Here is a 22,245-nt window from a genome sequence, read left to right on the forward strand (position 1 = left end):
TGTGCCCGCCGTCATTCCGGCCATGGAATCCCGGGTGAGATCCTGTCTCCGCCATGCTGACTGAAGCCAGACACTTATCATCAGGCAGTTGTTTTTTACGGGCCTGATAGGTCCGGCACCCCCAATGTTGTCGTCGCGCGGATGTCGCCAGCCGAAAACCCGACCTCGGCATGCCAGCGCCCGGACACAGGCACCCAGTCCTGCGCGCCGTGGTCCCATCGTTGAAATGACCGGGCGTCGGTGTGCAATGTGACCGTTTCGGCCTCGCCGGGGTCGAGCGTGACCTTGGCGAAGGCGCGCAACTGCCGACGCGGGCGACCTTCGGGGACCGGTTCGGGGCCGAGATAGAGCTGCACCACGGTCGCACCCGTGCGCTTGCCGGCATTGGTTACACGCACATGAAATTCGGCGCCTTCGCCGGTCGCCTTTCCAGACAGATCGTCGAGCAGGAAAGTGGTGTAGCCGAGACCGTGACCAAAGTGGAACAAAGACACGATTCCGGTGCGGTCATGGTGTCGATGACCGGTGAACAGGCCCTCTTCATAGCGGACCTTACCATCAAGGCCGGGGTAGATTTCCGGGTCCTGGCTATATGTGGGATTGTCCTCTAGCCGGGCCGGAAAGGTCTGCGGTAGCCGCCCGCTGGGCTCGGCGTCACCGAAAAGAACGTCGGCGATGGCGTGGCCCGCCTCTTGCCCCGGATACCACGACTGCAGGACGGCGGCGGCCTGCCCAATCCACGGCATTTCGACTGGCCCGCCAGATTGAAGCACGATCACCGTACGCGGATTCGCGGCCAAGACGGCTGCGGCGAGGGCGTCTTGCAGGCCGGGCAGGCGGATGTCGCCAAGATCACTGCCCTCGGTATCCCATTCACCCGACCGTCCAAGGCACAGAATAACGGCATCGGCCGAGACCGCAATTTCCACCGCTTTGCTGATGGCGTCGGAACCCAGAGGCAGGCCGATGCCTGCGCGAAAGGCCGAAAAGTCCAGGTTGGCACCGGGCTTGGCGCGGAACTCGACAGTGACGGCATAGCTCCGGCCGGCCTGCAGCGCCACGTCGGCGGTGATCTCGTCATTGCCTTCCTCAAAGAAGGTGTGGCCGGGCTTCCAGTCGGACCAGGCATCGGCGGCGACCTTGCCGTCAACCAGCAGGCGGATCGGGCCGGTGGCATGAATGCCGACCCGGTAGGTCGCAGTGCGGTCCGGTGTGAAGCTGCCCGAGATGCGGGCCGAGAAGGTGCGCGGATCGACCTTCCCCCCGGCAATCGGTGGCACCCAGAATTGCACGGCGTCAGTCATAGATTCGCTGTACACAGGCACGCCGGACAGATCGGGCGAGGTGAAGTAATCCACGGTCTGCGCTCCGGTCCACAACGGCTCCCACCGGTGATTGCTGCAGCCCTCGGCAAAGACCAACCGTTCCTCGCCCATCCGGTCGGCCAAGCCTTCCCACGTGCTTACGGCGCGGTGCGCGTTCAACTGGGCGGAGCCGCCGCCCATTATCCGGGCGCTGCGGGCGTTCGGGCCGATGACCGCGATTTTTCCGACAGTAGAAGGCAGCGGCAACAGCCCGCCGTCGTTCTTCAGCATCACCGTGCCCTCGGCCCCGGCCCGGCGGATCAGGGCACGATGCTCCGGAACGTCGGCCTCACCTTCGGGTGGCCGGGTGGCCCGGTCGAGCGCCCCGGTGCGCTGCATCAGGCGCAGCATCCGGCGGGCCGAAGCGCGGATCGGTGCCGCATCCACCCGGCCCTCGCGCACCGCTGCCGCTAAGGCGGCCCCGCGGTCACGGGTGGGGCCCGGCATTTCAAGATCAAGCCCCGCGTCAATCGTTGGCTCCATGCTGCGCGATCCGAACCAGTCGGACATGACCAGCCCGTCCCAGTGCCATTCGTCGCGCAGCACGCCGGTCAGCAGCCAGTGGTTTTCGGCGGAATAGGTCCCGTTCACCTTGTTATAGGACGACATTATTGCCCAGGCCCCGGCCTTGGTCACCGCCTCGAACGGCGCGAGATATGTCTCGCGCAAGGCAACCTCGGGGATCATCGAACTGACTGTGGTCCGCTCGATCTCACTTTCATTACCGACGAAATGTTTGGGTGTCGCGCCCACGCCGGCATCCTGCAATCCCCGCACATAGGCGACGGCAAGTTCGGCGGTCAGCCAGGGGTCTTCGGAAAAGCATTCGAAGTTGCGCCCGTTCGTCACGCTACGATGGATGTTCATTGTCGGGCCAAGCAGGACATCGGCCCCTCTTGTTCGTGTCTCTTCGGCCAGCGCCGCGCCGACCTCGGCAACGAGGGCCGGGTTCCAGGTGGAACCTAGGGCGATGCCGCAGGGAAAGCAGGCGGCCTTTGGTCCCCCTACCAGTCCGCCGCCACCCCGCGCGCCGTTCGGGCCGTCGGACACGACAAGCGCCCCGATGCCCAGCCGCTCGACGCCCGCCACCGACCAGAAGTCGGCACCCGACAGAAGGGAGACCTGCTCTTCCAGGGTCATCGCATCCAACAACGTCTCAATTCGGTGATCTGTCATAGTCTTGGTTCTCCAAACTAATGATAAGCATCGGACGTTCGGTCAGTCGCTACTGCCGCGGCCGGCTGACCTTTCGTGACGACAGTCGGCCCTACCGATGTTCCTGTGGGGCGATCCGATAACCTGTAAGCCCGAATAATCGAATTTACTCTGAAATCGCAGGGCGAAACGTTCCAGCCCAAGAGTTAGCCACCGCCCAACTTGACCAGATCCCGCATGGCTGCGACCACCAGCCTATGGTCATCGACATCCGGGAGGCCGCTGACGGCCGCCGTGCCGATCAGGGTTCCGTCGCGCAGGATCAACGGGACGCCGCCGCCGCTGGCGACATAATCGGCCTCGGGCAGGCGGAAGCGGGCGTTGAACTCATAGCCCATTTCCTCTGCCTCAAGCCTGATGGCCAGCGAGGAGCGTTGGAACCGGTACACCACGGCGCGTTTGCGGGCCGCCCAGTCGAGGTTGTCGAGGGTCGCCCCCGGCAGCAGGGTTGAAAAGATGACCGTGGTCCCATGGGCGACGGTGATGGCCACCGGGGCGGCATCGCGGACCGCAAGGTCGCGCATCCGGGTGCCGAGCGCCCAGGCGAAATCATAGTCGAAGCGGTTGAGAAGAAGCTCCTGCTGCTCGGCAGCGAGTTGGTCCGGCGTATAGATCATGTCAATGTCCTTTGTATTCTGGGTATGGAGCGACGGGGCCTAGCTGGCCGCATCCACGGGGTATGTGACATAGGCAAAACGGGCATTGTCGGGCGACCAGCTGTTGACGTTGAGCGTTCCCTGCCCGCCGAAAAGCCGCGCGGCGGTCACCGCCCTGTCCCAATCGCCGCCCCGCACGACCTTCAGTTCCACCCACAGGTCGGCCGGATGACCTCGCGTGCCGAGCGGATAAGCGAGGTAGACTGCCGTCTTGCCATCGGGCGACAGATGCGGGAACCAGTCCACCGTGAGCGACGTGGTCAGGCGTTGGGTCTCCGTGCCATCGGGCCGCATGCGGGCGATCTGGGCATGGCCGGAAAAGGCCTCGGTGTTGAAGTAAAGCCAAGTGCCGTCGGGGCTGTATTCCGGGCCATCCGCCGGCGCCCCGCCCGAGGTGATCTGGGAAAAGCCGCGACCGTCGGCGCCGATAGTGCAGATCTCGGCCGACAGGAATTTGAAGCTGTCCTCGGTCATCTCGGCCTCAACACCGACGAATGCAAGCCGGCGACCATCGGGAGAGACGCCGTGCAGGAAATGCAAGAGACCGTCCGGCCCCTCCTTGCCCGTCACCCGCACCGCCCGCCCCCCGGCCAACGGCGCGCGGTAAATGTGCCAATCGTCATAGGCCGACAAGAAGATATGCGTGCCATCCGGATCCAGGACGTGATCGTTGTTGCAGGGTGGAAGGCCGTCAATCTCGATGGGCAGCAGAGCCGGGTCCGCGACGGGCACACGCCACATCATGCCGCCGCCGTTCAGGACTAGCGCATCGCCCTGAAGGGTCCAGTTCGGCGCCTCGAGCAGCAGATCGGTCGTCTCGAAGATCAACTGGCTCTCACCGATCCTCGTGTCGTGGATCCATATCTGGCAGCGCTGACGGGACGCAAGCTCGCGTGGGGGAACTTTCATTTCGGGGCCGTTCCTTTGGCATCGGCCACTGCTTGATCCAAGACCCGTAGAACGGCAAGGGTCAGATCAAGTGGCACCAATGGGCTTTCCGCGAGACCGGCACGCAGGCAGCGCCCGGCCTCTTCGATTTCCCAGCGATAGCGGCTCTCGCTGGTAGGTTCGGTCAGATCCTCGACCCCCACCGGGGTGCTGATCTGGCCTCGCCCGGGGTTGAAGAGGTTGTCTGTGACGCAAAACCATCCCTTGTCGCCGATCAGCTGGAAGCCGGAAGGCCCCGCGCCTCGGCCGCCGACCACGAAGCCGCCACTCATGGCGGACATCCCGGCCGGGCTGGAAAGCTGGATGGCGGCGCTGGTATCGACACCGCTCGCACTGCGCACAGCCGAGGCGGAGACGGCGGCGCCCGTCATCAGAGCAGGGGCAAGGGTAGCAAGGATGTTCAGTGGGTAGACAAGGCATTCCAGAATGTAGCTACCGCCCAGCGCCGGGTCATCCACCCGGTGCCCCTGCGGCACGCCGATCGGTCCCAGCAGGGCCGAGAAGGCCTGAGGTGTGCCGATCTCGCCCGCGCGAACCCGGGCAGCGACGTTGCGCAGCAGCGGGTTGCATAGAGTCCACATCGCATCCATCAGGAACAGGCCGCGCTGTCGCGCGAGTGCGATCAGCGCCGCCCCCTCGACTGCGTTCATGGTGAAGGGCTTTTCCAACAGGACCGGCTTGCCCGCGTCCAGCATCATCTTAGCATGAGCAAAATGGTGGCTGTGCGGGGTTGCAATATAGACAATGTCGATCTCCGAATCGGCGGCCAGCGCCGTATAATCGCCATAGGCGCGGGCAATGCCGTGGCTTGCGGCAAACGCTACGGCCCGCGTCTCATCGCGCGAGGCCACCGCGACACATCGCGCACCGGGGGTGCGTGCCAGATCCTCGGCAAAGAGGCCCGCGATGAAGCCGGGACCGAGGATGCCCCAGCGGATGTCGGATTTGGCAGAAACGGCGCTCACAGCTCCTTGATCCGAACGTTGCGCCAGCGGCAGGCAGCGCCGGGCCCCCAGCGGCCTTCCTTCAGCATGCCGTCATTGTCATGCACCTCGAAGGCGATATGGCCCTCCCTGCCCAAGGCAGCAGCGACGGCGTCGGCATCATAATTGGGGAACTGCAACGTCGCGAGGTCGATTTCCGCCGTCATTTGACCATTGATCCAGACCGTCGCCTTGGGCTTGGCGCCGACGACACGGACGCGGAAACTGTTCCAGCCTAGGAAATTCCATCTGGCGAGGAAATCCTGTACGTTGCCGGCCTCAACCAGCAAGTCGCGCTTGGCCTGCGACCAGGGTTCCACCGAGGTCGCCGAATTGTCCTCGCACAGCCCCGCCGGTTTGCCGGCCGCCTCACGCGTCACGTCCAGGGCAAAGGGAACTGCGTGGAAACCGCTGATCCCGTTGCCATAGAAGCCGCCGATCGAGCCCGATTGCCGGTGATCCAGCAACACCTGCAGCCCGTGGAAACTGTGAGCCTTCTTGCGCAGCATGACGCCAGTGTCGGCTGGCCAGTCGGGGTTCGCCTCGAAGGTCAGTTCGAAATCGGCATATTTCCGGTTGCTGACCAGATAGCCGCCCCAGCCGCTGCCGGGCGTGTCCTGTCGTCCGACGATGGTGCCGTCCTCGACCGTCCAGACCGCCGGGTGCCTTGCAGCCTGTTCATTATAATCGTCAGGGAAGAAGCCCGGATAGGCCTCTTGCACCGTCGGGCCGCCCGGCCACATTTCGTTATACGTGCGCGGTACGGCAAACCAGCCGTCCAACGTCTTGCCGTCGAACAGCGAGACGAATCCGTCCTGATCATTCTCGGTCATTGTGTCCTCCTTCTATTGTGCTGACTGCGGAACGGTCAGGCACTAGTTGCGGCCATTTCGCCGCCCATGATGATCAGCGATAGCACGTGGTCCTTGGTGGCCTCGGCAGTGTTCAGTCGACCCACGACCTTCCCGTCCGCCATGACCACGATCTTGTCGGCAAGTTCAAAGACGTCGTGGATGTCGTGGCTGATGAGAAGGATCGCCACGCCTTCGGCGCGCAACCTCTGGATCAGGTCCTTGAAGAGGCGCGTCTCGCTCGGCCCAAGCGCGGCCGTGGGCTCGTCGAGGATCACCACACGAGCCTTGAAGTGGACGGCGCGGGCAATGGCGATAGATTGCTTTTGTCCGCCCGAAAAGGTCTGCACCAGGTTGTCGATGTTCCTGAACCGCGGGTTGATGCGACCCAGGACCTCTACGGCGGCGGTGCGCATCTCGGCGACGTGGCGGAAGATGCCAAAGCGCCGCAACTCGCGCCCCAGAAAGATGTTCGAGGCGGCATCAAGGTTCCCGGCCAGCGCCAGTGTCTGGTAGATCGTCTCGACTCCGGCCTCGCGCGAGCTGCGCGGGTTGGTGATATTAACGGGCTTGCCGTCGAGCTCGATGATGCCTTTGTCGCGCTGTACCGATCCAGCCAGCACGCCGGCAAAGGTTGACTTGCCTGCACCGTTATGGCCGAGAAGCGCCACGACCTGCCCTGCGAAAAGATCGAGGTCGACATTGTCCACGGCATGAACGCCTCCGAACAGAACGTCAATTCCTCGCATAGAAACAATAGGTTGTGTCATCTTGACTGTTCCAACTCTCGGCGAATGGCCCGCTTGGCTATGCGGTTTTGGATATGGGTGGTGCGTGAGTCGCTGTAGAGCGCGAGCAGGATGACCAGGCCCTGGGTTGCGGTCTGGAAGGTTGTGGGAAAGCCCACCAGGTTCAGCCCGTTGCTGATCATGCCGATGGTCAGAGAACCGAAGACGGTGCCCAGCACCATCAGCCGCCCGCCCGCGATCGGCGTGCCGCCGATGACCACCGCAGCCACGACCAGCAGCAGAAGGTTCGAACCTGCGCCGATCTGAGCCGAGGCCGAACGCGCCGTCAGCAAGATGCCCGCCAAGCCCGAGAACAACCCCATCATCGTGAACAGCTTGAAGCGCAGCCAGCCCGTGCTGATGCCCGACACGCGGACGGCCTCGGGGTTGTTGGCCAGCGCCACGACGTGCTGGGCAAAGACGGTGCGCTTCTGCACCACCACCATGATGGCGATCAGCGGAAGAAGGATCAGCGTCGGCGTGGAAAACGGCCCGATGCGCCCCTGGCCCAGCAGGGTGAAGGCTTTGGGCAGGCCGGTGATCGGGGTCATGTTGGTCAGGACATACATCATGCCCTGGAAGATCGCGCCGGTGGCCAGCGTTACGATGAACGAGGGCAGGCGCAACGTGGCGATGATCCCGGCATTCAGCATGCCGCAGACCAGGCCCAAAAGCAGCCCCGCCAAAACAGCAGCCGGAACCGGCCAGCCGCCGGTGACCATCAGCCAGGCCACGACCGCGCCTACCAGGGGCACCACGCCAATGATCGAGAGATCGATGTCGCCGGCACCCAGGATGAAGGTCGCCGCCAGTGCCACGGCGGTGAAGACCACCACCTGATCCATCAGGTTGATCAGGTTCTGCGACGTCAGGAAATATGGGCTTGCGATTGTCAGCAAGATGGCCAGAGCAACGGCAAAGAACGCCGCGCGGTTGGCCAGGACGACCTTGAGAACAAAGGCTTCGCCCAAGTCTGCCAGTTTGTTTTGCATGATGGATCCCTGTCGGTGAGAATGCGTCGGGCCCGGCGGAAGCCAGATCCGACCAGGTTTAGCCCGCTCAGGGCGCGAGCTTCGGAAGAATTTCGGCGGCATTGGCCGCGCTGACGACATAGACCGGATTAAGGTCAAGTGTGCCACCATAGGTGCCTTGCGAGATTTCCACGGCGGCCTTGAGGATTGCCCGGCCGATGGTGCGGAATTCCAGACCCGTGGTGAACGAGATCTTGCCGTCGATGATGGCCTGCACCGTGGGTGCGTCGATGTCATAGGAGCCGACCCAGATCTTGCCGATCATGCCTGCGCTGCCGATCGCATTGGCCGCGCCCATCGCCATCTGGCTGTTTGCCGCCACGACCAGGTTCATGTCGGGATGCGCGGTGATGAAGTCGGCGGTGGCGTTCTGTGCCACTTCCAGCGACCAGTCGCAGAATTTTTCGGTCACGACCTTCACGCGATCGGGCCTTTCGGTGGCCAGCGCCTTGACCACATCGCCACGGCCGAGCTGTTCTTTCTGCGCCGCACCGCCATAGAGGATCGCAATTTTCAGAACCAGGTTCGGATCGGCGTCCAGCAGGCCGTTCATCCAGGTCTTCATGTTCGCAGCATAGGGGGTTTCGACTGAGAAAACGAACTTGCCATCATAAAGACCTTCGGGGTCGCTGTCTGCGGGACGAATGTTGAACAGCTTGATGCCAGCCGCTTTGGCCGCTTCCACCGCCGGCAGCACGCCAGCTACATCCACGGGGTCGACCAGCAGGATGGAAGGCGCCTTGACCGTGGCGGTCTGGATGTCGGAAATCTGCTTGTCGACGTTCATGCCGGCGTCTGAAACGTTCAACGTGATCTTGCCGCCGATGGCGGCTTCCATCTCCGGCGTCGAGTCTTTCATCGACTGGATCATTTTGGCCCAGTTCGCGTCGACAGCACTGGAACTGAACTCGATGTTCACATCCCCTGCCAATGCCGGCGCGGCCACGAGGCCGAATGCGGCCACGGCTACGCCAAGAGCAATCGTCGTCAGTTTGGACCGCGGCGCGGTCATCCTTGAATTCACCATGTCAAATTTCCTCCTCATCTGATGCTGCGCGTAGGCAGCGGTCGTGTCGTGTCGCGGTGGCTGGACGATCAGGCGACGCTGCCGGGCGGACTTGCCTCTGCTGCTTTCTCGCCTCCCGCCGCCCGCCCCCTCATCCTTCGCCCGGATAGCGCAGGCCGATCTGTGCGCGGATTTCATCCAGCGTTCTCATGATCTCCACGGTCTGCGAAGGCGGCATGATCGCACTGGCGGTGTGCCCGGCGGCGATCAGGCGCTCGGCCTCCTCGGCCTGAAACTGCATCCCCCGCCCCTCGGCCGCGCCGTCAAAGCTTTCGATAAGTTCATTGTCGTTGTCATAGACACGGAAGGTGGTGGGCGAATACCAGATCCGGTCAATTTCGATCCGACCCTTGGTGCCGACGATGCAGGCCCGGTTCGGCCCGGCACTGTCGCTGGAGGACAGGGAGGTGGCGATGGCACCGCTATCATAACGAAAGATCGTGGCCACCTGGGCATCCGCCCCGGTTTCGCGGAAGGTCGCCATGGCCTTGACGGCGGTCGGGCGACCGAGGATGTCCCAGAAGAAAGAGAGCGGATAGATTCCCAGATCGAGCAGCGCCCCGCCACCCAGTTCCAATGCGTTCAGGCGATGCTTGGGGTCGTCGGGCAGTTTCTGCCGGTGGTCAGCCGTGATTGATCGGATATCGCCGAGTGTCCCTGCTGCGATAATCGCACGGATCCGGTGCATATGAGGCAGAAAGCGCGTCCACATCGCCTCGAGCACCAGAAGATTCTTGCTTGCGGCAAGGGCGACAATTTCTGCCGCCTCGTCGGCGTTGAGCGTGAAGGCCTTTTCAACAAGTATATGTTTTCCGGCATTCAGCGCGAGTTTGGCGGCGGAAAGATGTTGGGGATGGGGCGTCGCAATGTAGACGATGTCGACATCGGGATCGGCGACCAGCGCCTCGTAACTGCCGTGGGCCGTCGCGATACCGAATTCACTGGCAAAGCCATCGGCGCTGGCCTGGCTGCGCGATCCGACAGCAGTCACCGCATGGCCGGTCAGCAACAGGTCCTTCACAAACATCCCGGCAATCCAGCCCGTTGCCAGAATGCCCCATCTCGATTTTCCCGTCATAGGCTGATTTCCTTCCGTCTCACATTGTCGATCTGTCGCGCGTTGCCGTCACGACAGGGTTGCCTGATTGAAGAATTCCTCCAGCGCCACGATCCGCCCGTCCAAATTGAAGGTGAACAGGCACAGGAGCGGCAGCTTGCGCACCGATCCATCCGCCTGTGTATGGGTAACACCGAGATGCACCAGGGCCTTGAGCGGATCGGCCAGCGGCTGGGTATGCACGTCAAGCTCGATATGCAGCCGGTCTATGAATTTCTGCCGGGTGATGTCGCGCAGGGTTTCCAAGCCCCGGATCGGGGTCATGGAAGGATGGGAGGCGAAAGGAAAGGTGATGACATAGGATGGGTCCCACATTTCCATCCAGGCGTCGAGATTCTTCGCCATCTCAAGGTCGTAGAGACGTTTCACCAGGGTGACGAGGTCGACCGCGCCGAGAGCAGGTTGGGTCATATGGCTCACCATGGCTCCTTGGTCCGATTGCGATAGCGATCAATGGCCACCGCGATGATCAGCACTGCACCAATGGCGATCAGCTGGTAATAGGCCACGACGCCGATGATCACGAGCCCGCTGATCAGAATTCCGGCGAGCGCATTGCCCCAGAATGTTCCCATGATGCTCACCTTGCCGCCGGCCAGCGCGGTGCCGCCGATCACAGCCGCGGTCACTGCCGCCAGGGAGTCGCTGGAATGGCCAAGCGATGTCGTTGCGGCATAGTGACTGAGGTTGATGAAGCCCGCGAGACCAGCCAAGCCCCCAGCGGCGGCGGTGAGTTGCACCATGTGGCGCTTGACCTTTAGCCCGGCCCGCTCGGCGGCAAGCCGCGAAGAGCCGATCGCCAGCGTGTTCAGCCCGAACCGCGTATATTTGAACATGGCCCAGATCAGTACGGCCACAAAACAGGCGACTATGGCCGGCAGGGGCAGCAGGCCCTCGACCTTGTAAAGCCCGAAACCCGACTGGATTTCCGGAGGAAGCCCACCGATATCGCCACCGTTGGTGATCACGAAGGCCACGCCGGTGCCGATGCTGAGCGTTCCAAGCGTCGCAATCAGCGAATTGACGCGCAGATGGGCGATCAACACACCATTCACAATGCCAAAGACGACCCCCGAGGCCAGGCAGGCCAGAAATCCGGCCACAATTGCCATCGGGATGTTGTGCAGTTCAACAATCTCGGCAGCCTGCAAGGGCTGCGCATCGCCCCCCGCCACTTTCAAGAGCACGATGGCGCCTATCACCGAGGACAGGACGAGGTTAGCGCCGACCGACAGGTCGAACAACCCCGCCCCGAGAAGCATCGCCATGGCAAGGGCCAGAAGCAGCCCTTCCGCGCCGTTAAGAAGCTGGTTCTGCAGGTTTTGCACCGAAAAGAAGACGTGCCCCGGCGACCACACGGTGAAGACGACGATCAGCGCCAGATCGAGCAAAAGGACCCATGCGCCACCGGTCATCAGAACGCGTTGCCAGGCAGCACGTTCGGCTCGGCCCCGTGTGTCGGTGCCCGGTGTGACCTGCGCGGAGGAAAGTTGGGCGTTTGTTGTCATGCTGCTTGTCCTTTATATCCCACCATGGTCGCAACCACCTCCGGCACGGTCAGGCCCGCACTGGGGGCGTCTAGCGCCGTCTCGCCGCGCCAAAGGATGACCACCCTGTCGGCGATCTTCAGTGCGCGCGGCAGGTCATGCGACACGACCAGAACACCCAGCCCCCGCCCGGCGACCGTCCGGATCAGGTCGCAGACAATTTCGCTTTGCCTTGCTCCAAGCGCCGCTGTCGGTTCGTCCATCAGCAGGGCGCTTCGAGACCACATGACGGCCCGCGCAACTGCCACCGCCTGACGCTGCCCGCCCGACAGATCGCCGACCGGCACCCGCAGCGAAGGAAGCTTGATTGACAGGCTCTTGAGCGCCTCATCTGCCTTCAGTTCCATGTCCCGGCGCGAAATAACCCCAACAAGCCCCAAAAGCCCCGAGCGCAAGACCGTATGGCCCAGGAACATGTTGTCGACCACCGAAAGATCGGGTGCCAATGCCAGATCCTGATGTACGCAATCAACACCAAACCTTTGGGCGTCGCGGATGCTCTTCATCTCAACGACTTGATCATTCACGACAATTTCGCCGCCATCGGGCTTGTGTATGCCCAGAAGCGATTTCAGGAACGTGGACTTACCGGCACCATTGTCGCCAAAAAGTGCAACGACCTCTCCCCGGTGCACGGTCACGTTCGCGTCGATCAGCGCGCGCACATGCCCGAATTCCTTTGCAATATGTCGCCCCGCAATGGCGACCGGGCGTGCATCATCCTTTGGTCCGGACATGGCATTTCTCCCCTGAAGACTGTGGTTCTAGATTGGAAGATTTCCAGCATAGCGGCAGGCGATCCTGCCGCTATGCTGACTGGAACGCGATCCTCAGGGCTCACATTTCGAGGAGTAGATGTAGTTGACCATCGACGGGTCACCGACATTCTCCTTGGTCAACAGACCCAGTGGCAGATACTCCGCTTCGTGGGTGGGCGTCACTGCCCCGCCTTCGGGATGGGCCTTGATATAGTCGACCAGCGCCCGCACCTGAGCCGCCGCCACCACGCCGGGCCCCTGCGCACCAAGGAACGTTATCGTTCCATCCTTCAGAGCTGCAATTTCCGCCGGCACGGCATCAAAGCCGACAACCATGATCTTGCCCGAAAGGCCCGCCTGCTTGACGGCCGCAGCAGCCGCCTGGCCGTCGGGGCCGGAGGAAGCGATGATGACCTTTAGATCGGGATGCGCCAGAATGGTAGCTCCGACCAGCTGCGTCCCCTTTGTGACGTCGAAATTGTCAAGCAATTCCGGCAACCAGGTCAGTTGGGGGTTTGCAGCGGTCAATGCCTCCTGTATCGCGCCATAGCGCTGTTCCTCCCAGGAGGCAGAAGCGGCAGGCAAACCGTTAAGCACGACCGCCGTGCCCTCCACATCCTTGATCATCGCAATGATCTGGTCCTTGTAAAGGCTCCCGTCCTGCGAGGTCTGGATGATCTTCCACATCGTGTCGGGTTCCAGCGGGCTTTCGCCAATCACCGGAATGCCCTGAGCCATGATCTCGGCAACCTTGGTTGAAAAGGTCTTGGAATCCGCGGGCGCGAATAAAAGCCCCTGCGGCCTGGTCAGCAGGGCCGTATCCAGAACCTGCGAAAGCTGCGTGTTGTCATTGGTGGCGATCGAATAGACGTCCAGCGTAACGCCAAGTCGCTTGGCCTCTTTGCCGGCTGCGCAGATCGCCGTTACCCAATAGGCATCCGCCGTATTCCGATAGACCCCGGCAATCCTGATTGGCTCCTCGGCCAAGGCCCCCGTCGCGGCGAACACAACAGCGATCGCGGCAGCCAATTTTGCGGCACTCTCCCAGTTGCTCATGCAGGCATCCTCCTGTGCACCAGAGCGATCATGCGGGCTGGCGTATCTCCTCCGTCGCCGCATCTGGCGAAAACCTACTAGCATTCAGTTTTTAAGTCAACGGCTTCGTTGAACCACAATCGCGTTCCCGGCGCGGGGTTGAACAGCCCGCGCAAAGCAGGTGGACGATTGGCTGACGGTCTGTTAGCGGTCGGGGCCGATGTTTGAATTCCCGTTCGCCTTGGTCATGGCATAGATGCCAAGCGCCGGGTTGTCGCCGCTGCAGATCGACCAGCTAACGGAATAGAACTTAGAGGTGAAGACGGCATGGCCCAGCGAGGTTCCTATCAAAAGGGCAAAATCAAGCGCCGCGAGATTCTCCTCGCCGCGATCGAAGTGTTTTCGCGGCGTGGCTATCGCGGCGCCTCCATCCGCGAGATCGCCGAGACCGTGGGCCTGACCACCACCGGCATCTTCCACTATTTTGCCTCCAAGGAAGAGTTGTTCGTCGAGGTGTTGCGTATCAGGGAAGAACTTGGCGAAGCGCGTGCAAACGACGTTCTGGAGGCCCTGCGACTCAGCATTGATCACAACGCCAAAGTCGAAGGCCTTGTGCATCTATTCGTCACCGTCTCGGCGGAAGCTATCGACGAAGCACATCCGGGCCATGACTTCTTCAAGAACCGTTACAAGCGACTGATAGAGCTCTTACGCATGCGCATCCAGATGGGCCAAGATAACGGCAGTTTGACCAGCGTCATTGACCCGACTTTGGCTGCACAGGCACTGGTGGCCCTTGCGGATGGCCTGCAGTTCCAATGGTTGCTTGATCCCGATAGCACGCAGATGCTCAAGGTTTTCGACACCTTTTATCACTTGCTGCTTGGCACAACTAACGATGCGCACAGCGTCCAACCTCCCGACCTGTTGAAGGATTGATGGTCAAGGGTGGCCAATGGTAGGCTGCTTTTGGGGGCAACGTCTTGCCCCTTTCCCGCGGCCCAGTGGACCGGTACCCACAAGGCCATGCCCTCTTCGCCGATGCCACGAACGACGTGATCGATACCGATCATGGTGTCATTCTCGACGTTGAAGCGACGCGCGCGATCCGTCAGGCCGAGGTCGGTGCTTCCCGGACGATGATGCAGAGAACGGAAGATCGCTTCGGCCTCAGGCCGGAATACGTCGTCGCCGACAGCGCCTATGGTTCCGCGGAGAACCTTGCCTGGCTGGTCAAGGACAAGAAGATCACGCGCCACATCCCCGTCTTTGACAAGTCGCAGCGGACAGATGGGACCTTCTCACGCTCAAATTTCACCTGGGAGACCGAGAACGACCGCTACATCTGCCCGGCAGGCAAGGAGTTGAAACAATTCCATCGGACTTACGACACACCGAGTCAGGTATCACCGCCGAGGGTAGACAAGCATCGACACGCCCACGGTCGATCAAGGCGACAGCCGACAATCAGCAGGATGCCGGTATCCTTGGCCGCCTGATGGGCGCGTACGATGCCTGCAAGCCAGTTGTGATCGACGATCGCCAAGGCCTCGATGCCGAGTTCGGCCGTCCGCTCGAACAATTCCTCACACGAGGATTGGGAGAAATCGAGGTCGATTGGGATGACATTGAAATCGCCAATCAAGGCAACGAGAACCTCCAGGAGCTCCGCCGCATAGTTATGAAATCGCTGGAACCAGCGGAGCTTACAGTCGAACTCGGGCCAGGAGCAGGATTCCCGTTTGGTCGATCGAGGCAACCGATGAACGGTTCGAAGTTGGAGCCGTCGATTTGACCTAGTCTCCAATTTTAGCCTCGAATGCGAAACGGCCTGCTTCGTCATACTTAAACTCCGCGCGGCCGGCCTCCGCGCTCACTAGGGTAACCACTCGATTAAGGGAAAACTGTGCTTGACGGTCAATCCGGATGCACTCACCACTGCTAATCATTGTGCGGCGCAAAATATCCGGGATAGTGGTGAATGACGACATTTAGAGCGCGGGTCGGCGGGGAGACATATCGCTTCTCCGGGCTTGGTTCAGTTCTTGCAGCGGCATCGCCGCGCCGGGCCGGCGACGAATTGGCAGGACTGGCCGCCGAGAGCGAAGGGCAGCGTGTGGCAGCCCGATTCGCTTTGGCGGATTTGCCTCTGGTGGGATTTCTCGAAGAAGAACTCGTGCCTTATGAAACGGATGAAGTGACGCGGCTGATCATCGATACTCATGACAGGGCGGCCTTTTCAAGCTTCCGATCGATGACGGTGGGTGATTTTCACAATTGGCTTCTCCCGCCGGAAACGGACACGGCGGCTTTGGCTGCGGCAGCACCTGGTCTTACGCCCGAAATGGTCGCAGCGGTATCAAAGCTGATGCGCAACCAGGATCTGATCGCGGTGGCCCGCAAATGCACTATCGTATCCTCGTTTCGCAACACGCTCGGCCTTCCGGGCCGGCTATCGACGCGCCTGCAACCCAACCATCCCACCGATGATCTCAAAGGTATTGCTGTCTCGATCCTTGACGGCTTGTTGAATGGCGCCGGCGATGCCGTGATCGGCATTAATCCGGCTACGGACAATCTCCAAAACGGCATGCAGCTGATCAGCATGCTGGACGATCTTCGCCAGACCTACAAGATACCGACGCAATCCTGCGTGCTGTCGCATGTGACCAACTCGATACGGTTGATGGAAATGGGGGCACCGCTCGATCTCGTCTTTCAGTCCATCGCCGGCAGCGAAGCCGCCAATGCCGGGTTTGGCGTCAACCTGAATGTCCTGCAGGAAGCCTATGAGGCGGCGCTGGTGCTCGATCGCGGCGATATCGGCCAGAACGTGATGTATTTCGAAACCGGGCAAGGGTCGGCCCTATCCTCCAACGCCCATCATGGTATCGACCAGCAGACGATGGAAACGCGGGCCTATGCCGTTGCCCGCCACTTCAAGCCGCTGCTGGTGAACACCGTGGTAGGTTTCATCGGCCCCGAATATCTTTTCGATGGCAAGCAAATCATTCGAGCCGGTCTGGAAGATGTATTCTGCGGAAAGCTGCTCGGCCTGCCGATGGGGTGCGATGCCTGTTACACAAATCATGCCGAGGCCGATCAGGACGACATGGATACGCTGATCACGCTTCTGACTGCCGCCGGCACCAACTTCATCATCACGGTTCCCGGATCCGACGATGTGATGCTCAGCTATCAGAGTGCTTCCTTTGAGGATCTCATCTACCTGCGCAGGACGATGGGTGTGCGGGCGGCGCCGGAATTCGAGGCGTGGCTGCAGGACATGGAGCTTTTTCGCTCCGTAAGCGGCACGGCGGTCCCGAGCTACCAGCCGCGACGTCTGCAAGGCATGGTCGACCAACTGGGGATCGCGTGATGACAATCGAGAATCGCCTTCTCGACCGCTTTGGCGCGATGACGCCGTCACGTGTCAGCCTTGGGGCCAATGCCGGCGTCGCCAGAACCAGCCAGGTGCTGGATTTCCAAATGTCCTATGCGCAGGCGCGCGACGCGATCCATGTCCCGATGGATGCTGCCGCTCTCGCCGCAAGGTTCGCGCCTCACCCCGCGCTGATCGTGAAAAGCCGCGCTGAGGACCGCAGCATTTATCTCAGGCGCCCCGATCTCGGCCGGCGGCTATCTATGGCCTCTGAAACCGAGCTGCCGCGCGTCGATTGCGATGTCGCCTTTGTCATCGCGGACGGTCTGTCCTCACGGGCCGTCGAGCGACATGCGTTTTCGGTTTTTCAGGCGGTGACGGAGCGCCTTTCCGGCTGGTCGGTCGGACCAGTGGTTATCGCGCAGCAAGCCCGCGTTGCGATCGGCGATGACATCGGCGCCTGCCTTGGCGCCACCTTCACCGTGGTGCTTGTGGGCGAGAGGCCGGGCCTCAGCGTGTCCGACAGCATGGGTGTCTACATCACCCGTTCTCCGCAACCCGGGCGCATGGATTCCGAGCGCAATTGTATTTCGAATATCCACGGCAATGGCGGACTCAGCCGTCTCGAAGCTGCGTTCAAAATCGTCTGGCTGCTGAATCAGGCAAGAAAGCTTGGCTTTACCGGAATTGATTTGAAGGACGAGATGAGCCAACAGCTCGTTGATGGCAGCGCCTCCAGGCATATTTCGACATCAGCACGCTCCGGCGAAGAATGTGTTGAACTGTTAAGTCCAAACGCCCGCGGCTGTGAATAATGCCCCAATCAAAGCTTCGGCATCAAGCCACGCTAAAAAAAGGGGTTCTCTTCATGGGCAGAAAAATCGGACTTGGCAGTGTCCTGCCACTGGCTGCGGGCTTGACGCTTTCGGCAGTGATCAACCTGGCGACAGTGTCTCAGAGCCGGGCGGACGATGCGTGCACGCCGCACTCTATCGACCTCGGTGAAGGCAAGTCGGTGATGGGCGGCTGCGCGCCGCTGAAGATCGCCTTCCTGATCGCGGCCACGAACAACACGCATCTGCAGGCGCAGATCAAGGGCGCCAAGGAAGCGGCTGCCGAGATCGGTGCGACGCTGGATGTCTTCGATCCCAACTGGAGCCCGACGACGCAGTTCAACCAGGCGCAGAACATCATTTCCGGCGGCAAGTACAATGCCATCCTGGCCGAAATGAACGACGGCAACCAGGCCTGCACGATCATGACCGAGACGGCGCGCGAGGCTGGTGTGCTGGTCGCTGTCACCAACCAGCCGCTCTGCAATCGCGGCACCAAGGAAGGCGATGAACTCTGGGCTTCGGGCACGCTGAATTTCGTCGGCGGCTCGCAGGGCCGCACGGCTTTCCGCCACTGGATCATGCAGATCGCCAAGGACAATCCCGGCCCGCAGAAGGTTGCTGTCGTCACTGGTCCGGACCTGAATTCCAACACGATCAACACCGACCTGGCGCTCGAGGACGTACAGAAGCAATATCCCGATTTCCACGTCGCCGCCGTCGTTCGCACCGACTATTCGGTCGTGCAGGGCAATCAGAAGACGCTGCCGCTGTTCCAGGCCAATCCCGACATGACGATCTTCATCTCCAACTATTCGGACATGACGCGCGGCGCGGTGCAGGCAGCCCGCCAGGTGGGATCGCTCGGCAAGATGAAGGTCTATGACAGCGGCGGCAATACCTGGGCTTTCAAGGCCGTTGCCGACGGCTTCATCACCAGCACGCGCACCATCGAGCCCTACACCGAGACCTATCTGGCAGTGAAGCAGCTGGGCGACGCCTGGGCCGGCAAGCCGGTGGCGCGCTTCACCCCAACCAAGTCGATCAAGATCGACAGCGAGACGGTCAAAAGCAACGAGCCGCAATATTGAGCCACCCGGCTCGTGCAGCCACAGGATAGAAGCAATGCTTGATGCAAATTCCGCGGCTCCGGCAGCGACTGTGATTGATCCGCCTTCGGCGGGTCAATTCGCCCTGCAGGCCACTGGCGTGCAGAAGCGCTATGGCGGGACGATGGCGCTGAAGGGCGTCAGCCTTTCGGCGGAGGCCGGAAAGATCCATGCGCTGGTGGGCGAAAACGGCGCGGGAAAATCGACCTTTCTCGGCGTCATCGCCGGGCGTGTCGTGCCGTCCGCCGGCGAAGTCACCATTTTCGACCAGCCGCATGTGTTCGGCCAGCCACGGCAGGCACGACGGCTGGGCGTGACGACGATCTACCAGGAACTGACGATCATCCCGCGTCTTTCGGCGGTTGCCAATGTCTTCCTCGGTCAGCCAATATCCCGGTCCGGCATGCTCGACGAGAAGGCGATGCGGCGGGCCTATGACGTTCTGTGTCAGCAGCTCGATGTCAACATCCGCGCCGATGCGCTGGCCGGCACGCTGTCGGTCGCCGACCAGCAGATGCTGGAGATCATGCGCGGCATCCAGTCGGGTGCGCGGCTGCTGCTGTTTGACGAACCAACCACGTCGCTGGCGCCGCCCGAGCGCGAGGCGCTGTTCAAGATCATGCGCCAGCTCAAGCAGCAGGGCACGACGATGATGTTCGTCAGCCACAATCTCGAGGAAGTGCTCGACATTTCCGATACGGTCACCGTGTTCCGCGATGGTTCGTTGTCGGCCAGCGGCGATCGGGCCGACTGGACCAAGCCGGACCTGATCCGCGCCATGGTCGGCCATCACGTGGTGGAAAACCGCAGGGTGGAACGCCCAGCACCCGCACCCGGTACGCCGCTGTTGATGCAGGCCGATGAGGTCACGGTGCCGGGCGCCATCGAGAATATCGCGCTGACGCTGCAGCCCGGCGAAATCCTCGGCATTGGCGGTCTTGTCGGCTCGGGTCGCAGCAGCCTGCTGCGGGCGCTGGCCGGGCTGGAGCCGCGCAGCACCGGCCGTCTCGTGGTCAATGGCAAAGGCGTCTCCTGGCCGAACGACCCACGCCAGGCGCTCGCCGCCGGCATTTCCCTGGTGCCGGAGGATCGCAAGGCTCAGGGCCTGGTGCTCGGCATGCGCGCCATGGACAATGTCGTGATGGCTGGCATGAAGCAGGTGTCGCGCTTCGGTTTCCTGTCGGAAGCGATGATCCGCGATAAATCGAAGGGCATCGCCCGCGAGTTCGGCTATGCGGAAAACCGCATCGAGACCATTGTGCGACATTTGTCCGGCGGCAACCAGCAGAAGGTGCTGCTCGGCAAGGCGCGGTTCCGCTCACCGCTGGTGCTGCTCGTCGACGAGCCGACACGCGGCATCGATATCGGCGCCAAGGACGAGATCATGAACACGCTGAGAAAACTCGCCGACGAGGGCGTCGGGATCATTGTCGTGTCGTCCGATCTCGAAGAGGTGATCGCCATCAGCGACCGCATCATCGTCCTTTCGGAAGGCCGGGCCGTCGCAGAACTCGACCAGACACAGTCTCCGGTAGCCGTGGGTGATATCCTGCGCGCCGCTTTCAAGGTACACTGACATGAACGCACAAAATCCAGCGGCCGGCGTGGCCGCACCAAGCAAGCGTGCAGCCTTCTTCAGCCGTGACGTCATGCTGCAATACGGCGTGCTCTGGGCATTCTTCCTGCTGCTGATCGTCAGCGCCTTCCTCTATCCGCGCGTGTTCGAGCTGCAGAATATCCAGAACATCCTCAGCCAGTCGGCGCCGGTCGGCATCGTCGCGGTCGGCATGACCTTCGTAATCATCGGCGGTGGCTTCGACCTTTCGGTCGCCTCGATCTTCGCACTCGGCGCCGTGGTGTTCGCCAACCGGGCCGATGCCTTCGGGATCTGGGGTTCGGCCGCCACCGTGGTATTGGTCAGCGCCGTCTGCGGCGTGATCAATGGCGCCATCGTCACGAAGCTCAAGGTCAATGCCTTTGTGGCGACGCTGGGTTCCGGGTCGGTGTTCGGCGGCCTCGCCTATCTCTATTCCAATTCCGCCCCGCAGGTGCCCAACGAGTTCGCCTTCGGCGATCTCGGTATCGGATCCTGGTTCGGCTGGCCGATCTCGATCTGGATCCTGTTTTTCATCTTCGCGCTGGGCGCGGTGATCCTGTCGAAAAGCGTCTACGGCCGGTCGATGTATGCGCTTGGCGGCAATGAGGAAGCGGCGCGCCTGTCGGGCATTCCGGTCGATCTCTACCGCGCCAGCACCTATGTGCTGACGGCGATCTGCTCCGGCCTCGGCGGCATGATCCTTTCGTCGCGGCTCGGCGTCGGCCAGGCCGATATGGGCGGCACGCTGGCGCTTGATGCCATCGCCATCGTGGTGATCGGCGGCACGTCGCTGCTTGGCGGTGAGGGTGCGCTTTGGCGCACCGCGGTCGGCCTGTTGATCATTGCGACGCTGACCAATGTTTTCGACTCGCTGGCGGTCAACACCAATTACCAGCTCGTCGCCAAGGGCCTGATCGTCATCGCCGCCGTCGCGCTCGACATCTATGCCCGCAAGATGCGGACCTGAACCGCAACACCTGCCCAGATCATTTGCAAGGAAAGAGAAAGTCATGACCAAGGACGTCAGGATAGCGCTTACATTCGATTTCGATGCCTATTCGCTGTGGATCGGCACATTCGATTCCAATTCGCCGAGCATGCTGTCGCGCGGCGAATTCGGCCCGGTTGGCGTCCGGCGGATTCTCGCGGCGCTGGAAGCGGAAAAGATCCCCGCGACCTTCTATATTCCCGGCCACACCGCCTGTGCCTTCCCCAAGACGGTGGAAGCCGTCGCCGCTGCCGGCCACGAGATCGGCCATCACGGCTGGGTGCACGAGAACCCGGCATCCGTATCGCCGGAGAAGGAACGCTGGATCCTCGAAAAGGGTTTTGAGGCGCTCGACAAGGTGGCCGGCGTCCGTCCCACCGGTTACCGCTCGCCGGCCTGGGACAACAGCCCGCAGACGGTGCCGCTGCTGCTCGAACACGGATTCGAATATGAAAGCAGCATGATGGGTAGCGACTTCCAGCCCTATTGGTGCCGCATCGGCGACAGCTGGAGCAAGGATGGCCCCTACGAATTCGGCAAGCCGGTCGATCTGGTGGAAATGCCGGTTGCCTGGCATCTCGACGATTTCCCGCAATTCGAATATGTCGTCGGCAAGAGCAACACCAACCAGGGCGTGCTGACGCCACGCGACTTGCTGCAGATGTGGAAGGACGAGTTCGATTACCTCTACGACCGCATTGGCGAAGGCGTGTTCATCGCCACCATGCATCCGCAGACTGTCGGCCGCGGCCATCGCATGTTGCTTCTCGAACAGTTCATCGATTACGTGAAGGACAAGCCGGGCGTCAGCTTCACCCGCATGGGCGATTATGTCCGCCACTGGAAGACGGGCAAGACGCCGAGCCTGCCGGCCGATACGGCCGACAGCCAGGCTTGAGCCATCAGGATCGCAACGCGCGGGCGACCCCTCGCGCGTTTTACTTTGTGCCTTTGCTGCAATGCCAGCGGCCAGGACA

At 61.8% G+C, this 22,245-nt stretch carries 21 protein-coding genes and 2 pseudogenes; 8 read left to right on the forward strand and 15 right to left on the reverse strand.

Features of this window, described 5'->3' with window-relative positions; translation table 11 throughout:
• Positions 1–95 precede the first annotated feature (95 nt).
• From ACXHRN_RS28045 to ACXHRN_RS28110, 14 genes are all read right to left on the reverse strand, one after another.
• Positions 96–2,540, reverse strand: a complete 2,445-nt coding sequence (locus tag ACXHRN_RS28045; protein WP_488642114.1) for a glycoside hydrolase family 3 C-terminal domain-containing protein — start codon at positions 2,538–2,540, stop codon at positions 96–98.
• Positions 2,541–2,725: 185 nt separating this feature from the next.
• The gene (locus ACXHRN_RS28050) at positions 2,726–3,196 is read right to left on the reverse strand and encodes a heme-degrading domain-containing protein (protein WP_488642115.1); all 471 of its coding nucleotides are present in this window, start codon (positions 3,194–3,196) and stop codon (positions 2,726–2,728) included.
• Positions 3,197–3,235: 39 nt separating this feature from the next.
• Positions 3,236–4,144 (reverse strand): TolB family protein, encoded by a 909-nt coding sequence (locus ACXHRN_RS28055; protein ID WP_488642116.1) that lies wholly within the window; start codon positions 4,142–4,144, stop codon positions 3,236–3,238.
• Positions 4,141–5,148 carry a Gfo/Idh/MocA family protein gene (locus ACXHRN_RS28060; protein ID WP_488642117.1) on the reverse strand — a complete coding sequence of 336 codons (1,008 nt, stop codon included), beginning with the start codon at positions 5,146–5,148 and terminating at the stop codon, positions 4,141–4,143. The genes ACXHRN_RS28055 and ACXHRN_RS28060 overlap by 4 nt, the downstream gene beginning before the upstream one ends.
• Complete coding sequence (locus ACXHRN_RS28065) at positions 5,145–5,999, reverse strand: 3-keto-disaccharide hydrolase (RefSeq protein ID WP_488642118.1); 855 nt, start codon at positions 5,997–5,999, stop codon at positions 5,145–5,147. The genes ACXHRN_RS28060 and ACXHRN_RS28065 overlap by 4 nt, the downstream gene beginning before the upstream one ends.
• Positions 6,000–6,034: 35 nt before the next feature.
• Entirely contained in the window at positions 6,035–6,787 is a 753-nt protein-coding gene (locus tag ACXHRN_RS28070) for an ATP-binding cassette domain-containing protein (RefSeq protein WP_488642119.1), read from the reverse strand.
• A complete protein-coding gene (locus ACXHRN_RS28075; RefSeq protein ID WP_488642120.1) occupies positions 6,784–7,797 on the reverse strand; it encodes an ABC transporter permease in 1,014 nt (337 codons plus the stop codon). Before ACXHRN_RS28075 ends, ACXHRN_RS28070 begins: the two co-directional genes overlap by 4 nt.
• A gap of 67 nt (positions 7,798–7,864) precedes the next feature.
• Positions 7,865–8,863, reverse strand: coding sequence for a sugar ABC transporter substrate-binding protein (locus ACXHRN_RS28080; RefSeq protein WP_488642121.1), 999 nt, complete (start codon positions 8,861–8,863; stop codon positions 7,865–7,867).
• A gap of 130 nt (positions 8,864–8,993) precedes the next feature.
• Entirely contained in the window at positions 8,994–9,980 is a 987-nt protein-coding gene (locus ACXHRN_RS28085; RefSeq protein WP_488642122.1) for a Gfo/Idh/MocA family protein, read from the reverse strand.
• 48 nt (positions 9,981–10,028) lie between these two features.
• Positions 10,029–10,430 (reverse strand): nuclear transport factor 2 family protein, encoded by a 402-nt coding sequence (locus ACXHRN_RS28090; RefSeq protein WP_488642123.1) that lies wholly within the window; start codon positions 10,428–10,430, stop codon positions 10,029–10,031.
• A gap of 5 nt (positions 10,431–10,435) precedes the next feature.
• The gene (locus tag ACXHRN_RS28095) at positions 10,436–11,527 is read right to left on the reverse strand and encodes an ABC transporter permease (protein ID WP_488642124.1); all 1,092 of its coding nucleotides are present in this window, start codon (positions 11,525–11,527) and stop codon (positions 10,436–10,438) included.
• Positions 11,524–12,303, reverse strand: coding sequence for an ATP-binding cassette domain-containing protein (locus tag ACXHRN_RS28100; RefSeq protein ID WP_488642125.1), 780 nt, complete (start codon positions 12,301–12,303; stop codon positions 11,524–11,526). Before ACXHRN_RS28100 ends, ACXHRN_RS28095 begins: the two co-directional genes overlap by 4 nt.
• Before the next feature lie 93 nt (positions 12,304–12,396).
• Positions 12,397–13,380: a sugar ABC transporter substrate-binding protein gene (locus tag ACXHRN_RS28105; RefSeq protein WP_488642126.1), complete on the reverse strand. Its 984-nt coding sequence runs from the start codon at positions 13,378–13,380 to the stop codon at positions 12,397–12,399.
• 183 nt (positions 13,381–13,563) lie between these two features.
• Positions 13,564–13,839 carry a hypothetical protein gene (locus ACXHRN_RS28110; protein WP_488642312.1) on the reverse strand — a complete coding sequence of 92 codons (276 nt, stop codon included), beginning with the start codon at positions 13,837–13,839 and terminating at the stop codon, positions 13,564–13,566.
• Here ACXHRN_RS28110 and ACXHRN_RS28115 point away from each other — a divergent pair.
• Both ACXHRN_RS28115 and ACXHRN_RS28120 read left to right on the forward strand, forming a co-directional pair.
• Complete coding sequence (locus tag ACXHRN_RS28115; protein ID WP_488642308.1) at positions 13,756–14,298, forward strand: TetR/AcrR family transcriptional regulator; 543 nt, start codon at positions 13,756–13,758, stop codon at positions 14,296–14,298. The two genes, ACXHRN_RS28110 and ACXHRN_RS28115, sit on opposite strands and share 84 nt — an antisense overlap.
• Before the next feature lie 54 nt (positions 14,299–14,352).
• Positions 14,353–14,756, forward strand: a pseudogene (locus tag ACXHRN_RS28120) (transposase); the annotation flags it as partial.
• Between the two features lie 18 nt (positions 14,757–14,774).
• Here ACXHRN_RS28120 and ACXHRN_RS28125 read toward each other — a convergent pair.
• Positions 14,775–15,004 (reverse strand): annotated as a pseudogene (locus ACXHRN_RS28125) (PHP domain-containing protein); the annotation flags it as partial.
• Between the two features lie 336 nt (positions 15,005–15,340).
• Between ACXHRN_RS28125 and ACXHRN_RS28130 the strand changes: the two are divergent.
• Genes ACXHRN_RS28130 through ACXHRN_RS28155 form a run of 6 tightly spaced genes read left to right on the forward strand, consistent with a single transcriptional unit; the run spans position 15,341 to position 22,166 of the window.
• Positions 15,341–16,738 carry an ethanolamine ammonia-lyase subunit EutB gene (locus ACXHRN_RS28130; RefSeq protein ID WP_488642127.1) on the forward strand — a complete coding sequence of 466 codons (1,398 nt, stop codon included), beginning with the start codon at positions 15,341–15,343 and terminating at the stop codon, positions 16,736–16,738.
• Positions 16,738–17,556, forward strand: coding sequence for an ethanolamine ammonia-lyase subunit EutC (gene eutC / locus ACXHRN_RS28135; protein ID WP_488642128.1), 819 nt, complete (start codon positions 16,738–16,740; stop codon positions 17,554–17,556). The genes ACXHRN_RS28130 and eutC overlap by 1 nt, the downstream gene beginning before the upstream one ends.
• Positions 17,557–17,609: 53 nt before the next feature.
• Positions 17,610–18,665: a sugar ABC transporter substrate-binding protein gene (locus ACXHRN_RS28140; RefSeq protein ID WP_488642129.1), complete on the forward strand. Its 1,056-nt coding sequence runs from the start codon at positions 17,610–17,612 to the stop codon at positions 18,663–18,665.
• A gap of 34 nt (positions 18,666–18,699) precedes the next feature.
• Positions 18,700–20,259: a sugar ABC transporter ATP-binding protein gene (locus ACXHRN_RS28145; protein WP_488642130.1), complete on the forward strand. Its 1,560-nt coding sequence runs from the start codon at positions 18,700–18,702 to the stop codon at positions 20,257–20,259.
• Position 20,260: 1 nt separating this feature from the next.
• Positions 20,261–21,247, forward strand: coding sequence for an ABC transporter permease (locus ACXHRN_RS28150; protein ID WP_488642131.1), 987 nt, complete (start codon positions 20,261–20,263; stop codon positions 21,245–21,247).
• 43 nt (positions 21,248–21,290) lie between these two features.
• Positions 21,291–22,166, forward strand: coding sequence for a polysaccharide deacetylase family protein (locus ACXHRN_RS28155; protein ID WP_488642132.1), 876 nt, complete (start codon positions 21,291–21,293; stop codon positions 22,164–22,166).
• Positions 22,167–22,245 lie beyond the last annotated feature (79 nt).

It is taken from the genome of Shinella sp. OV683 (assembly GCF_057787725.1).